The following is a 14,478-nucleotide window of genomic DNA, read 5'->3' as shown; positions in this document are numbered from 1 at the left end:
AGCAAAGTTTCGCAATGCACTGCTATGTAACTCATTGATCTTGCGTAGAATTTAAAATCCCTCGGCGTTCGCGCTGTGCGGGTTCAAGTCCCGCTCCGGGTACCACTGGGAAAGACAAGAATAATCAAAGCAATAAGCAGTGTCGTGCAAAACCACCGAAAGGTGGTTTTTTTATTTCTGCGCTCCGCCTCTCGCTCTTTTTCCGCTGTTATAAATTTATTCGCGGATCAATAAAAAAGCAGACGCTCTGTGGCATCTGCTTTTAATAGCCGTATGTTGATGTTTACGCTGTTAAGCCTGCGCATCCAGCGTGGCGAGTTCTTTATCGATAAAGTAGAGCGCTTCGCCGCTTTTACCGACCAGCGTCAGCTTATCAATAACCGATTTAAATAATTTCTCTTCTTCATGCTGTTCGGCGACATACCATTGCAGGAAATTAAAGGTTGGATAATCCTGGCTGGTCATTGCCGCATGGGCCAGCTCATTAATTTTATGGGTAATCAGCTGTTCATGCTCATACGTCGCTTTAAACAACTCGTCCAGCGAAGCATAGTGGGCAAAGGGTGATGCAATGGCATTAATTTGCGGCAGGCCGCCAGTATCTGTCAGGTAATCAAACAGACGCTGCATGTGTGTCATCTCTTCCTGAGCGTGGCGGCGTAAAAAAGCGGCGGCCCCTTCAAAGCTATGATAGCTGCACCATGCGCTCATTTGCTGATAGAGCAGCGAGGAGTAGAGCTCAAGGTTCATTTGCTCGTTAAGTTTATCCATCATATCTGATTTAAGCATGTTGCCGCTCCGAAAGCTGATTAAGAGAAACGCACTATAATTTGTTATTTATCTATTTGCAAAAAGTAAAATAAATAAAGCGTTTAAGTAAAAATGCAAATGGAAATCAGACTCATTAATATAAGTAAAACGTTCTTTTTAAGATCGAAGAAATAAAAGTTAAAAAGCGCAATTAAAAGCAGGCGGCTTTTTATGTCGGGTTAATAAATATAAATTTATATCGCCATAAGGGGTTCGTTGCATAAAGCCAGCATATCGGCTTTTTCTAACGGCTGGCTGAAGTAAAAGCCTTGTAATAACGGCACGCCGAAATTGCGCAGCGTTTGCGCCTGGCGTACGGTTTCTACCCCTTCCGCAATCACATCGTAACCAAAAGTGCCAGACATAGTCAGTATGGCTTGCACCACAGCCAGCCCTTTATCATCAATGTTATTCACAAAAGAGCGATCGATTTTGACGAAATCGATACGCATGTTCTGGATGACAGAGAGGCTGGAATAGCCTGTGCCAAAATCATCGATGGAAATACGCACCCCTTTATTTTGCAGGTAGCTGACTTTGGCGTAAATCTCGCCCTGGCTTTCATGAAACAGCGATTCCGTCACTTCCATATGCAGACGTTCCGGCGCGATAGCGTAGTTAGTTAATAGCTGTTCAACCTTTGCGATAAACGCGGCATCCTGCAACTGCACTATTGAAACATTAACGGAAAGCGCAATATGGCTCGCGGCGGGCGGTAATTCGGCAAGTGTTTTGCAAGCCTCTTCCAGGATCCAGTACCCGAGCAGTACGATACTGCCGTTTTTTTCCGCGACCGGAATAAAATGCGCGGGTGAAATTGCCTCTTCGCCGCACTGCCAGCGTAAAAGCGTTTCGAAAGCCACAATATTACCGCTTTGCGCCTCAACGATAGGCTGATAAACCAGGCGCATCTCATTTTTCGCCAGCGCGCTTTTCAGCGCTTCCTGTAAATAGATCTGATTTAACAGCTGCGCTTCAAGCTCGTGGTTATAGAAAGCCACGCGCTGAGGCTGCTTACCTTTCAGGGAATACATGGCGATATCGGCGAGTTGAATAAGACGGGTTATCGCCTGGCTGTGTCGCGGACAAACAGCAATGCCGATAGTCGCGCTCAGAAATATCTCCTGCCCGTGCAAGGCCCAGGGTTTACTGAAGCTTTGTCTCATTTCTTCGGCCAGCCGGCCAAGCGCGGCGCGGTCGCACAGGGGCGTGCAAAAAATAAATTCATCGCCACCCCAGCGGCAGAGCAGGGCATTGCCATCCTGGTTGAACGCTTTTAAACGATCGCTGAAGGCCAGCAGGATTTGGTCGCCGGCATCGTGGCCGAGCGTATCGTTAATGGTTTTAAAGCCGTCCAGATCGATAAAAAAGAGGCTGAAGCCCGGGATCTCATTTTGCTTATAACGCATTACCAACCCATTAGCGGCGCGCAGAAAAGCGACGCGGTTATGTAAACCGGTTAACGCATCGGTGTGTGAAATAGCATAAATTTCCTGGGTACGCGTGCGAATAGTCTCTTCCATACGCTCCAGCAGCTGGCTGTTTTTGTATTTCAACAAAATGGCGCTTTTTACGTAGCGCGCGGCGCGGCCAGCCGAAAAGAGCATGATGGCGGTAAAACAGAGGCCGAGCATGCCAAGATTGCTTTTATATTTTTCGCCATCGAACAGAAGCTCAACCGAAAAAGGCACCAGAACGATGACGGGATAAAGCGTGCCGATAAAAACATTGCCGGAAAGAATGCTGGTCGCACCGCCTGCCATAGCGGAGAGGATCACCATCGAAAACGTAAACTCCTCCGCGCTAAACCCTTCGCTAAAGAGCACACACCAGCTGCTCCATAACGCGGCTGTTAATAAACAGCCAGCGCTGAAACGCCAGTAGTAATGATTTTGTTTACGTTGGTAGCTGTTGGCGCGATACCAGAGAAGCGTGTCAACCAGGCGGATAGCTAAAACGAGGCAGATTGCTGCCCACCAGAGGAGTTTGCCTGTGCGATTATCGTGATCGATAAAAGTAAAAACCAGGCCGGTCGCAACGATAAAGGTAATCAAAATGCCGGGAAGCGCGTTGCTGTACAAAAGCTTGATGCCTTCCGCGCGGTAAAGTTTCTTTCTGTCCCGTTTATCTCTCATACAGCGCTCACGTCATTGGGTGTTTATTCCGTCTGGCCTGCTTCAGGCATGAAGCGAAGCGGCGTGAGGAGTTAAGCATGTGCGCAGGAAAAGCGTCCAGAAGATTATTGCGAATAAATCATTCGTTACGCTTATTACTTTAGCCAGCACACCGGCTGGTTGCCGGGGAAATCACCAGCCGGAATGGGGCGGTATGGCAAATCCGCGACACTGGTATTCCAGAATCACAGACTCATTCAAACATTGCGTCCCGCTGATAACGGAACAGGTTTTGATGGGCTGGCCGTAGCCTTCAGCGGTGGCAAAGCCCCACTCCTGGCATTGGCGCGTAGCGGTGGCTTGCGCGAGATAAGGGTCGGCTTTCGCGTCAAACAAGGCGGGGTCGCTAAAGCCCAGTCGCACCATGCCGGTCAGCTTGTTGCCGCCTACTACTTCAGGATCTTTGGTTAGGGTACAGCCAGCCAGCAGCAGGGCTGCAAGAAGTATCGCGTTGCGCATGTCGGTTTCCGCAGAATGTCGTCTTTGCCTATGATTACATAGCCCCGCTTTCTGCAATCGCCCGAAAAGCCTATATATCGTTGCCTTACCCTGGCGATTTCACCATTCCCCGTCTAAGTTTAGTGCTCCTTAATTTCATTGTTCAGATACTTAAGTTTATGCGGCTCATGCCGATATAACGATACGACACGTTTCAATTCGTCCCACAGAAAGACGAATGAAGCAGGGACGGTGTGTCGTCATGTCTGTTCAGGGATGGCGTATTTACACACCAGGAACTCATTATGAACTTCATTCGTAACATCAAAATTCGCGTAATGGTGGTTTTGATACTCTGCTTTTCCACGCTCGCGTGGATTGGCGTCGCCGGGCTAACGCTCTGGTTTCTCCATCATCTTGAAGAGAGTCTTACGCTTACCGCGGCGCAAAAGTCGTGGGTAGACGGCGCCCAGACGCTGTTGGTTATCTCGGTTTTCGCCAGTATTGCTATTACGCTTTTTACCGAGCGCTATCTCTATTTCTTCCTGGTCAAGCCAGTGGACATTATCCGCGGACATTTGCACGTGCTGGCGCAGGGCGACCTCTCTGCGCCGCTGCGCGATCTTGGACGCAACTGTATCGGGCTAATGGTGCCGCATATCAGAGCCATGCAGGGGAACTGGGAAAAAACCGTCTCGGATATTCGCCGCAGCGCAGACGCTATCCGCTCTCATGCAGGCGAGGTAACGGGCATCAACAACGATCTTTCGAGCCGTTCTGAGCAACAGGCCGCCGCGCTTGAAGAGACCAGCGCCAGCATGGAGCAGCTCAGCAGCACGGTTAAACTTAACGCTGAAAATGCCAGCCATGCCAGCCAGCTTGCGCAAAACGCCACGCAAACCGCTATTGAAGGCGGACAGTCTGTCGATCAGGTCATGAAGACGATGTCGGTTATCAGCAGCAGTTCGCACAAAATTGTTGATATTACTACCGTTATCAACAGCATCGCTTTTCAGACAAACATTCTGGCGCTGAATGCGGCGGTTGAAGCAGCGCGTGCGGGCGAGCAGGGTCGCGGCTTCGCCGTAGTCGCAAGCGAGGTGCGCAACCTGGCGAGCCGCAGCGCCCAGGCGGCGAAAGAGATAGAAACGCTGCTTAACGAGTCGGTCGGCAACATCAACACCGGTTCGGATCAGGTGAAGAAGGCGGGCGAAGCGATGTCCAACATTCTGCGCGCCGTACAGCAGGTGAATGACATTATGGGCGAGATTGCCAGCGCCTCCGGTGAACAGAGCAAAGGGATTAGCCAGGTAGGCATTGCCGTTAAGGAAATGGACAGCGTGACGCAGCAGAACGTGCATCTGGTTCAACAATCCGTGCTTTCGGCGGTCGATCTCGAAAAGCAAGCGGTACGACTGAACGACGTGTTATCGGTGTTTCGTATCACGCAGCCTGCCTCTCAGGTTCGTGAAGAAAAGGCGCCGGCGCCTGCCGTTTCGATCCCTCTCGCTGCGCGCCCGCTTGCGGCGGCGCAAGCGAACTGGGAAACATTCTGACGCGCTCAGTAAGGACGGAAAGTAAAACTGTGAGGCTTACATACTTTTATAAAACATTTTTTCATTTAATTTGAAAGTGTGTTTGCTGGATAGTATGTTTACCTCACGGTTTGCTATTCGTGGCGGGGAAACCCGCGTACCCTTCAGGAGGACAGAATGAAAATTGCACTGATGATGGAAAACAGTCAGGCGGCGAAAAACGCCATCATCTATAAAGAGCTCAAGACGGTTGCGGATGAGAAAGACTATCCGGTTTACAACGTCGGCATGAGCGACGAGCAGGATCATCATCTCACCTATATCCATCTTGGGATCATGGCGAGCATCCTGCTGAACTCGAAAGCGGTAGATTTTGTCATTACCGGTTGCGGCACCGGCCAGGGCGCGCTGATGTCGCTCAACATTCACCCGGGCGTAGTTTGCGGCTACTGTATTGACCCGGCGGATGCTTTCCTGTTTGCGCAGATTAATAACGGCAACGCGCTGGCGCTGCCTTTCGCGAAAGGTTTTGGCTGGGGCGCGGAGCTTAATGTGCGCTTTATCTTTGAAAAAGCGTTCACCGGCCGTAAAGGCGAAGGCTATCCGCCGGAGCGTAAAGAGCCGCAGGTTCGCAACGCAGGCATTCTTAACCAGGTGAAAGCCGCTGTGGTGAAAGAGAACTATCTGGATACCCTGCGCGCTATTGACCGTGAACTGGTGAAAACCGCCGTCTCTGGCGAGCGTTTCCAGAAATGTTTCTTTGAAAACTGCCAGAACAAAGAGATTGAAGCTTTCGTACGCGAAGTGCTGGGCTGATATCTCTGTCACATTAAGAACCAGCGCCCCGGCGCTGGTTTTTTTATGCCCGTTTTTCTGAAACCGCCGCCCCGGCGCGGCTGGCCAGACGCAGCGTATCCACTAACCCCACCAGGCAAATTATCGCTATCCAGACAAACGCCAGGCGAAAGCTGACGCCTGCTACGCTTTGCAGCGAAAGCCAGTGGCTGACTTGCTCGCCAAGCCGGATGCCTATCGCCCCAAGCGTAATGCCGAGCCCGACCGCCAGCTGTGTGGCGGTGCTGAACAAAGTGTTGGCATAGCTCATTTGCTGAGAAGGCACATCGGCGAAGGCGAGGGTGCTGATACCGGTAAACTGAATCGAGCGAAAAACGCCGCCCAGATAAAGAATAACCAGAATGAGCCAGACAGGGGTTTGCGGCGTCAGGAACGCGCAGGCGAGCAGCGCCGCCACGTTCAGTACGCCGTTTATCAACAGCAATTTTTTAAACCCCAGCGTGCGGATAAGCGGCGTTGTGGCGGGTTTTATGGTGAGGTTGCCAGCGAAAACCGCCAGCACCAACAGGCCGGAGTGAAACGCATCCATGCCAAAACCCACCTGGAACAGCAGCGGCAACAAAAACGGGACGGCGCTAATAGAAGCTCGAAACAGCGAGCCGCCATACATCGTCACGCGGAAGGTTTGCACCCGCATCGCGTCCAGCCGAATCATCGGGTAGCGTGTGCGCTGGAAATGGCGAAGCGCATACCACAACGCGCCGCCGCCCAACAGCAGCAGCGCGCCGGCCATCGCCATATCTGGCCGCTGTGCGCCGAGCAGCTCCATCATATAAACCAGCGAAACCATCGCGACGGCAGTCGCCACAAAACCCGGCGTATCGAATGGTCGCCGTTCTTCTTCACGAATGTCAGGGATAATGCGCAGCGCAAGCCACATTGCCAGCAGCCCAAGCGGCAGATTAATAAAGAAGATCCAGCGCCAGTTGGCATAGCTGGTAATAAACCCGCCAAGCGGCGGGCCGATAATGGGCGCCACCAGCGCCGGCCAGGTGAGCGTTGCGATGGCGCCTATCAATTGATGCTTGGGCGTAGTGCGCAGTACGGCCAGTCGCCCCACGGGCACCATCAGCGCGCCGCCAACGCCCTGTAAAATTCGCATAGCGACAAACATTTCAAGGCTGGTGGCAAGCCCGCACAGCACCGAGGCGGCGGTAAAAATGGCCAGCGCCAGCGTAAAAACCGCACGAGCGCCGAAGCGGTCGGCAATCCAGCCGCTGGCGGGAATTAACACCGCAAGCGTTAGCAGATAGGCGCTGATGCCAATGTTTAAGTCAACCGCCTGCACGCCAAAGGTACGCGCCATTTCCGGCAGCGCAGTAGCAATGACGGTGCCGTCGAGAAACTCCATAAAGAAGGCGCCTGCCACCAGCAGGGCTGCCGGCGAAAGACCGCGACGCGTCGCCGCGCTATCGTTACCGCTCATTACCACCGTCCCGTTTAAAAAAAATCAGTAATTTTTTAACTTTCAGTTAAGAAGGTAACTGTTGGATTTATATATAATTTATTAACAAATGCGCGCAAATCGTTAACTTATTTGATGTGATATTCATCACAAACTGGTTGATTTTTGTGATGCAGGTCATATTATAGGCTCATCGCAACACGTTACCTGCAAAAAAACAAAATCGGAGCACATCAATGAAATTCCGTAAGATCCTGAAAAGCATGTTCGAAAACTACTGCAAAACCTTCAAAGACGTACCGCCTGGCGCTATGTTCTGATAAAAAAACCTGCTGCGGCAGGTTTTTTTATATCCCCACTTTATCCCTCCTTTCCCGTTTCGACTACCTCTGCGTTTTACTACCGTTTTGCGATTCATGCCGTTACTATGGCGGCCACAAAACGTGAGGAATGAAAAATGTCGAAAGTGTTTACCGCCGAAGAAGAGTTGCAGTCTGATATCGTGGCGTGTCAGCTGGTGATCAAGCAGATCCTGGATGTCATTGACGTGATAGCGCCTGTTGAAGTGCGCGACAAGATGGCGACGCAGCTTAAATCCATTGATTTCACCGGCCATCCGGCAGCGGATGCGGTAACGCTGCGTGCGGTGCAAAAAGCGGTCGCGCTCATTGAGTTAAAATTCACGCCGCAAAACGAAGCGCATTAAAATAACGGCCTCCTGCGAGGCCGTTTTGCTTTTCCTGAGGTGCGTTAAAAAAACAGCCGCACCAGCGTGTAGCTGGCCGCGCAGGCGCAACTCACGCCAATCAGTCCGGGCAGAATAAAACTGTGGTTGAGGATAAATTTGCCGATACGCGTGGTACCGGAGCGGTCAAACCCAATGCAGGCGAGGTCGCTTGGATAGGTTGGCAAAATAAAATAGCCGTAAGAAGCAGGAAAAAAAGCGACCAGCATTTTGGGCTCAACGCCCAGCATTAACCCCATCGGCGCCACCGCGGTCAGCGCCGCCGCCTGGCTGTTTACCAGCTTCGAGACCAGAAAAAGCACCAGCGCATAAGTCCACGGGTGGCTTTGCACCACGCCCTGTAGCGCCGTTTTTAACCCTTCAAGATGCGCCTGGAAAAAGGTATCGCTCATCCATGCCACGCCAAATACGGAGAAAATCGCCACCATCCCCGCCTTAAACACCGCGCCGCTGGAGATAGCGGAAGCGTTTACCTTACATGCAATCAGCATAACCGCGCCGGCAATCAGCATCATCATCTGAATAACCAGGTTCATGGAGAGCGGTTTGAGCGCGCCTTTCACCTCGAACGCCGGGCGCAGCGCGGGCAACGCGCCGAGCACCACCACCACCAGGATGCCGGTAAAAAAGATCCAGGTTGACCAGTATGCTTCGCGAGGAAAACGCTGATCCATCAGCGTTTCGCTGGCGCCATAAATGTAATCACGCTGTTTCGGGTCGCTTAGGCGGGCCTGAAATGCCGGGTCATCGGCCAGATCTTTACCACGCCGCAGGCTCCAGAGGGCGGCTATCAGCACGCCGAAGAGGGAGGCAGGCACCGAGACGGCGAGAATTTCCAGGATCCCCCAGGCTTGCCCGACGCCATGATGCGCGCCAATTATCGAGACCAGCGACACGACCGCCACGGAAACCGGCGAGGCGGTAATCGCCATTTGAGAGGCTATGGAAGCCACTGCCATAGGACGCTCCGGGCGAATATGCTTTTTCAGCGCGATATCCGCAATGATGGGAAACATGGTGTAAACCACATGCCCCGTGCCGCAAAGAAAAGTCAGCGTCCAGGTGGTAAAAGGGGCGAGCAGGGTAATGTGTTGCGGATGGCGGCGCAGCAGCTTTTCCGCGAACTGCATCATCACATTCAGGCCGCCTGCCGTTTGCAGCGTGGCGGCGCAACCAATAACCGCGAGGATGGTCAGCATCACATCTACCGGCGGCTTGCCCGGTTCCAGTCCAAACACAAATGTCAGCACAAAGAGCCCGACGCCGCTGATTAAGCCAAGCCCCATGCCGCCAAAGCGCGTTCCCACCAGCAGGCACAGAATAATGACGATAAATTCAATGGTTATCATAACAATCCCTGGTTTAGAAAAACGAAACGGCTTAAATCATTACATAGAGTGTGGTTAATCAATGGGAGCCAGATCAGATTGTCAGCACGCTTCGGCTTCAATTAGTTACAACATACTATACAGAGGATGAGACAAAGCCAGGCGCAGCGGTCAGGCGGCAGGCCCGGCTTAAGCCAGGCCACGCAAGCGGAAGGGTTAATGCTGTTCGTAATTAATAAGATTAAAAAAGCAGCGGTCGGTCTCGGTCAGCGGCACGCCATCGCGCGAAGCGGCGCGGACTTCATCCAGCACCCCTTGCAGAAACTGTTTATCTTCGGCGTGACGGGCGCAAAGGGCGCTTAACAGACTAAACGTTGCATCATCGTGACACGCATCGGCCAGTTGGGTCAGCTCGTTAAGGCTCGCGCTACGCTGCCTGAGATCTTCTATGGTGTGGAGAAAAAGCCCTTCGAGGGAATCGCAGTCGCAGGCAGGCGGCGCAATAGCGCTAATGATCGGGTTAGCTCCCTCGTTTTTCATATGCTCAAACAGCGACATCATATGAGTCAGATTATTTTGCGCCTGGTTACGTAAAAAGGTGGCGGCGCCATTCAGGCTGTGTTCGGTGCACCAGTCGCCAAGACGAAGATAAAGATGAGAGGCATAAAACTCGCTGTTCACCTGCGCATTGAGTTTTTGCAGCATTCCTGGGGTGGTCATAATAATATCCTTATTTACTAAACAAATTAAATTCAACTAAATATTTATATCATGAATGTATTCAGCCTCCTTTTTGATTAATTCATTGATATGTAGAGATAAAATAAATGCGAAACGTCCCGGTAATACGCAAGCTGTTCCCTGGCGGCATCAATTTAAAATTGAGAATACTGCGTATTGAAAATGAAACAACTTGAGTGAGGCGTGTTTTTACAACTGCTTACACTTACTTTTTGTGTGTATTTTTAAGAAGTGAAAATTAATGGGTTCTTTTATTACACGCAACTAATCCTTAACTGTTTAATTCATTTTTGATAAAGCCCCTTTTACCCGCAGGCGAAACGCTGACTCGTTCAGGAAAAGTGCTCCCCCACGCCAATCAAATGAAACATTGTTTTAATAATGTGAAGGGGCTAACAAAGCTTCGCAGGCGTTTACGGTTAGGCTGCATAGCGCACCTTATCAACCACAAGGATAAAAGAAGATGAAACGAATCGCCGTATTGTTGGCGCCGGGGTTCGAAGAAGCGGAGGCTATTGTGACCCTTGATATTCTGCGTCGCATGAAGCTGGACGTGGAAACGCTGGCCTGCGCTGAAAGCCGCGCGGTGGAAAGCTATCATGCCGTTCCCATGGTGGCTGACCATACCCTGCAAGAGCGGTTTGACGTCACTTACGACGCCGTCGTTTTGCCAGGCGGCCCGGAAGGCAGCCGAAACCTGGCGGCAAATGAAAGCGTGCTGGCGTTTGTTCGCCGTCATGATGAAGCCGGTAAGCTTATCTGTCCCATCTGTTCTGCGGCGGCTCGCGTGCTGGGGGCGAACGGGTTATTAAAGGGGCGGCGTTACGTTTGTTCAGGCGATCTCTGGCGGGATATTGATGACGGCGTTTATGTCGATGCTCCGGTTGTGGAAGAGGGCAATTTGCTCAGCGGCAAAGGGCTTGGGCATGTTTTTGATTTCGCACTTACTCTTGCCGCGCGCCTGCTGGAGGATGAAGCGCCCGTACGCGAGCATGCGGAACATATCTATTATTCCTGGTAATCCGCCGCCCCCGCGCCGCTGGCTATACTTTTAATTTTAAGCGAGCAGGGGGCTCTATGAACCATTACGAAACGCACTTCCTTTCTGAACCCAGCGGCGGCGTGCCTAATAATCCGTTGCCGCTTTTGCTTTATCGTCAGGCCATGCCGGCAGAAGTGGAAGATGGCGCCGCCTGGTTTGAATCCACTTTTGATAAGCACGCCTGGCCGCCTCGCTGGCGCTACCCGGTTTTTACTTACACCCATTTTCATACCAACACCCATGAAGTGTTGGGCATTTATGCGGGCGAAGCGGACATCCAGCTTGGCGGCGAAACCGGGCCGGTCATTCATCTCATCAAAGGCGATGCGGTGCTTATTCCGGCAGGTGTTGGCCATAAGCAAATTCACGCGAGCGACGATTTTATGGCGGTCGGCGCTTACCCTGCGGGTCTCTCACCAGACAAATATCTGGATCAGCCCGAACAGCTTCCGGAAACCTTAAAAAATGTCGCCCGGGTTTCCATTCCGGATAGCGACCCGCTTTATGGCGACGCAGGCGGTTTGCTGCAAGCGTGGCAAGCGCAGCACTGAGACGCTGAGGATATGGATATTCCTGTCACTCACCATCTCATTCATCATACATATATGAGCAAAATTATGCCTTAAATTGCTGAATCTATGCACAGGCTGACTGTAATTCTGCGGTGTGATTTTGCTCTCCTATGGAGGATTGATTTCCTTATTAAACTATCTCCAGCAACGGCCATCGCCGGGAAGGCGAGGCTAATGCCTTGTTTTATGTCCGATTAAAAGAACCCTAACGGTTTTTACCCTGCATAAAAGAAAGCTAAAGCTGGAGTCAACCATGCACAAATTTACTAAAGCGCTGGCAGCGATGGGTCTTGCTGCCGTTATGTCACAATCCGCTATCGCAGAAACCATGAAGCTCGGTTTCCTGGTCAAACAGCCTGAAGAACCCTGGTTCCAGACGGAATGGAAGTTCGCCGACAAAGCCGGGAAAGAGTTAGGTTTTGAGGTCATTAAAATCGCCGTGCCCGACGGGGAAAAAACGTTAAACGCTATCGACAGCCTGGCGGCAAGCGGCGCTAAAGGTTTTGTTATCTGTACGCCCGATCCCAAACTTGGCTCGGCGATTGTGGCGAAAGCGCGCGGCTACGACATGAAAGTCATCGCGGTTGACGATCAGTTCGTGACGGCCAAAGGCAAGCCGATGGAAACCGTGCCGCTGGTAATGATGGCGGCGACCAAAATCGGCGAGCGTCAGGGCCAGGAGCTTTATAAAGAGATGCAAAAGCGCGGCTGGGATGTGAAAGAAACCGCCGTCATGGCTATCACCGCAGATGAACTGGATACGGCGCGCCGTCGCACCACCGGCTCCATGGACGCGCTTAAAGCCGCCGGCTTCCCGGAAAAACAGATCTACAAAGTTCCCACCAAATCAAACGACATCCCCGGCGCTTTCGACGCTGCGAACTCCATGCTGGTTCAGCATCCTGAAGTTAAACACTGGCTGGTGGTCGGCATGAACGACAACACCGTGCTTGGCGGCGTGCGCGCTACCGAAGGGCAGGGCTTTAAAGCACCGGATGTTATCGGCATCGGCATTAACGGCGTGGATGCCGTAAGCGAGCTTTCCAAAGCGCAGGCTACCGGCTTCTACGGCTCCTTGCTGCCAAGCCCGGACGTTCATGGCTATAAATCCAGCGAAATGCTCTACAACTGGGTCACCAAAGGCGCCGAGCCGCCGAAGTTCACTGAAGTAACCGACGTGGTGCTTATTACACGCGATAACTTCAAAGATGAGCTGGCGAAAAAAGGGCTGGGCGGCAAGTAATGCGCGGTTCGATATCACACGGGCGTGCAACGCGCCCGCTTCCGGAGTCGATTGTGGAGGCGTTATGCAACAGACAGCACCTTATCTCTCATTTCGCGGCATAGGGAAAACCTTTCCGGGCGTGAAAGCGCTTTCCGACATTAGCTTTGATTGCCATGCCGGCCAGGTTCATGCCCTGATGGGGGAAAACGGCGCCGGCAAATCGACCTTGCTGAAGATCCTGAGCGGCAACTACACCCCCACCACCGGCACCATCGCCATTAAAGGGGAAGAGGTCGCGTTTAACGATACGCTGGCCGCGCTGAACGCCGGCGTCGCCATTATTTATCAGGAGCTGCATCTGGTGCCGGAAATGACGGTGGCGGAAAACATCTACCTTGGGCAAATCCCCCATAAAGGCGGCATCGTTAACCGCTCATTATTAAATTATGAGGCAAAGCTGCAACTTGAGCATCTGGGGCTCGATATCGACCCACAAACGCCGCTGAAATACCTTTCAATCGGTCAGTGGCAGATGGTCGAAATTGCCAAGGCGCTGGCGCGCAATGCCAAAGTCATCGCCTTTGACGAACCCACCAGTTCGCTCTCGGCCCGGGAAATTGAAAACCTCTTTCGCGTGATCCGCGAGCTGCGTAAAGAAGGACGCGTGATCCTCTATGTTTCGCACCGCATGGAGGAAATTTTTGCGCTAAGCGACGCGATTACCGTCTTTAAAGATGGCCGCTACGTTTGCACCTTCAGCGATATGCAGCAGGTGAATCACGACAGCCTGGTGCAGGCGATGGTAGGGCGCAATCTGGGCGATATCTACGGCTGGAAGCCGCGCGCATATGGCGAAGAGCGTTTACGTCTGGACAATGTCAAAGCGCCTGGCGTGCGCATGCCGGTCAGCCTGAGCGTCAAAAGCGGCGAAATCGTCGGGTTGTTCGGGCTTGTAGGCGCCGGGCGAAGCGAATTAATGAAAGGGTTATTCGGCGCCACCCGCATCACTGACGGCCAGGTCTGGATAGACGGCAAGCCGGCCGCTATCCGTACGCCTGGCGACGCCATTCGCGCAGGGATGATGCTCTGCCCGGAAGACCGTAAAGCAGACGGAATCATTCCGGTTCACTCGGTGCGGGACAACATCAACATCAGCGCACGACGCAAACACATCAGCGTGGGTTGCCTCATTAATAACCAGTGGGAAGCGACCAACGCCGAGCACCATATCCGTTCGCTGAATATCAAAACGCCCACGGCGGAGCAGCTGATTATGAATCTCTCGGGCGGCAACCAGCAAAAAGCCATTCTTGGCCGCTGGCTTTCGGAAGAGATGAAGGTGATTTTGCTCGACGAGCCGACGCGCGGCATTGATGTCGGCGCGAAGCATGAAATTTATAACGTGATTTACGCGCTGGCCGCGCAGGGCGTGGCGGTGCTGTTTGCCTCCAGCGATCTGCCGGAAGTGCTCGGCGTCGCCGACCGCATCATCGTCATGCGCGAAGGCGAGATCGCCGGAGAACTGTTGCATGACCAGGCCAGCGAACAGCAGGCATTGAGTCTCGCTATGCCCAAAGTCAGCCAGGCGGTTGCCTGAAAGAGGAGTGA

The 14,478-nt window shown here is 52.5% G+C and carries 14 protein-coding genes; 8 read left to right on the top strand and 6 right to left on the bottom strand.

Features of this window, described 5'->3' with window-relative positions; translation table 11 throughout:
- Window positions 1-291: 291 nt before the first annotated feature.
- The 3 genes from ftnA to yecR form a co-directional block, all read right to left on the bottom strand.
- A complete protein-coding gene (gene ftnA / locus DW56_RS01775) occupies window positions 292-789 on the bottom strand; it encodes a non-heme ferritin (RefSeq protein WP_024552304.1) in 498 nt (165 codons plus the stop codon).
- Between the two features lie 215 nt (window positions 790-1,004).
- Window positions 1,005-2,945 carry a putative bifunctional diguanylate cyclase/phosphodiesterase gene (locus tag DW56_RS01770; protein WP_024552303.1) on the bottom strand — a complete coding sequence of 647 codons (1,941 nt, stop codon included), beginning with the start codon at window positions 2,943-2,945 and terminating at the stop codon, window positions 1,005-1,007.
- Window positions 2,946-3,116: 171 nt separating this feature from the next.
- A complete protein-coding gene (gene yecR, locus DW56_RS01765) occupies window positions 3,117-3,443 on the bottom strand; it encodes a YecR family lipoprotein (protein ID WP_024552302.1) in 327 nt (108 codons plus the stop codon).
- Window positions 3,444-3,727: 284 nt separating this feature from the next.
- On the opposite strand from yecR, the gene DW56_RS01760 reads away from it, so the two are divergent.
- Window positions 3,728-4,978 (top strand): methyl-accepting chemotaxis protein, encoded by a 1,251-nt coding sequence (locus DW56_RS01760; RefSeq protein WP_024552301.1) that lies wholly within the window; start codon window positions 3,728-3,730, stop codon window positions 4,976-4,978.
- Window positions 4,979-5,134: 156 nt separating this feature from the next.
- The gene (locus tag DW56_RS01755; protein ID WP_024552300.1) at window positions 5,135-5,773 is read left to right on the top strand and encodes an RpiB/LacA/LacB family sugar-phosphate isomerase; all 639 of its coding nucleotides are present in this window, start codon (window positions 5,135-5,137) and stop codon (window positions 5,771-5,773) included.
- 43 nt (window positions 5,774-5,816) lie between these two features.
- On the opposite strand, the gene DW56_RS01750 is transcribed toward DW56_RS01755, so the two are convergent.
- A complete protein-coding gene (locus tag DW56_RS01750) occupies window positions 5,817-7,238 on the bottom strand; it encodes an MFS transporter (RefSeq protein ID WP_024552299.1) in 1,422 nt (473 codons plus the stop codon).
- Window positions 7,239-7,453: 215 nt separating this feature from the next.
- Here DW56_RS01750 and azuC point away from each other — a divergent pair, with 215 nt between their 5' ends.
- Both azuC and DW56_RS01745 read left to right on the top strand, forming a co-directional pair.
- Window positions 7,454-7,537 carry a stress response protein AzuC gene (gene azuC / locus DW56_RS22255; RefSeq protein ID WP_103676150.1) on the top strand — a complete coding sequence of 28 codons (84 nt, stop codon included), beginning with the start codon at window positions 7,454-7,456 and terminating at the stop codon, window positions 7,535-7,537.
- Window positions 7,538-7,674: 137 nt separating this feature from the next.
- The gene (locus tag DW56_RS01745; RefSeq protein WP_024552298.1) at window positions 7,675-7,923 is read left to right on the top strand and encodes a DUF2766 family protein; all 249 of its coding nucleotides are present in this window, start codon (window positions 7,675-7,677) and stop codon (window positions 7,921-7,923) included.
- Window positions 7,924-7,967: 44 nt separating this feature from the next.
- On the opposite strand, the gene DW56_RS01740 is transcribed toward DW56_RS01745, so the two are convergent.
- Together DW56_RS01740 and DW56_RS01735 are read right to left on the bottom strand one after the other, a co-directional pair.
- On the bottom strand, window positions 7,968-9,311 hold the full coding sequence (locus tag DW56_RS01740) for an anaerobic C4-dicarboxylate transporter (RefSeq protein WP_024552297.1): 1,344 nt from the start codon (window positions 9,309-9,311) through the stop codon (window positions 7,968-7,970).
- Between the two features lie 195 nt (window positions 9,312-9,506).
- Window positions 9,507-10,010, bottom strand: a complete 504-nt coding sequence (locus DW56_RS01735; protein ID WP_024552296.1) for a non-heme ferritin-like protein — start codon at window positions 10,008-10,010, stop codon at window positions 9,507-9,509.
- Window positions 10,011-10,494: 484 nt separating this feature from the next.
- Between DW56_RS01735 and DW56_RS01730 the strand changes: the two genes are divergently transcribed.
- From DW56_RS01730 to araG, 4 genes are all read left to right on the top strand, one after another.
- A complete protein-coding gene (locus DW56_RS01730; protein WP_024552295.1) occupies window positions 10,495-11,052 on the top strand; it encodes a DJ-1/PfpI family protein in 558 nt (185 codons plus the stop codon).
- Window positions 11,053-11,108: 56 nt separating this feature from the next.
- The gene (locus DW56_RS01725; RefSeq protein WP_024552294.1) at window positions 11,109-11,624 is read left to right on the top strand and encodes a cupin; all 516 of its coding nucleotides are present in this window, start codon (window positions 11,109-11,111) and stop codon (window positions 11,622-11,624) included.
- Window positions 11,625-11,898: 274 nt separating this feature from the next.
- Window positions 11,899-12,888 carry an arabinose ABC transporter substrate-binding protein AraF gene (araF, locus tag DW56_RS01720; protein WP_024552293.1) on the top strand — a complete coding sequence of 330 codons (990 nt, stop codon included), beginning with the start codon at window positions 11,899-11,901 and terminating at the stop codon, window positions 12,886-12,888.
- Between the two features lie 64 nt (window positions 12,889-12,952).
- Window positions 12,953-14,467: an L-arabinose ABC transporter ATP-binding protein AraG gene (gene araG / locus DW56_RS01715; RefSeq protein ID WP_024552292.1), complete on the top strand. Its 1,515-nt coding sequence runs from the start codon at window positions 12,953-12,955 to the stop codon at window positions 14,465-14,467.
- The last annotated feature ends 11 nt before the right edge of the window (window positions 14,468-14,478 follow it).

Origin of the sequence: Franconibacter helveticus LMG 23732 (genome assembly GCF_000463115.2) — a bacterium.
GTDB classification, from domain to species: domain Bacteria; phylum Pseudomonadota; class Gammaproteobacteria; order Enterobacterales; family Enterobacteriaceae; genus Franconibacter; species Franconibacter helveticus.
The sequence above is the reverse complement of the archived record's forward strand: the minus strand, read 5'-3'. Positions and strand labels throughout refer to the sequence as shown.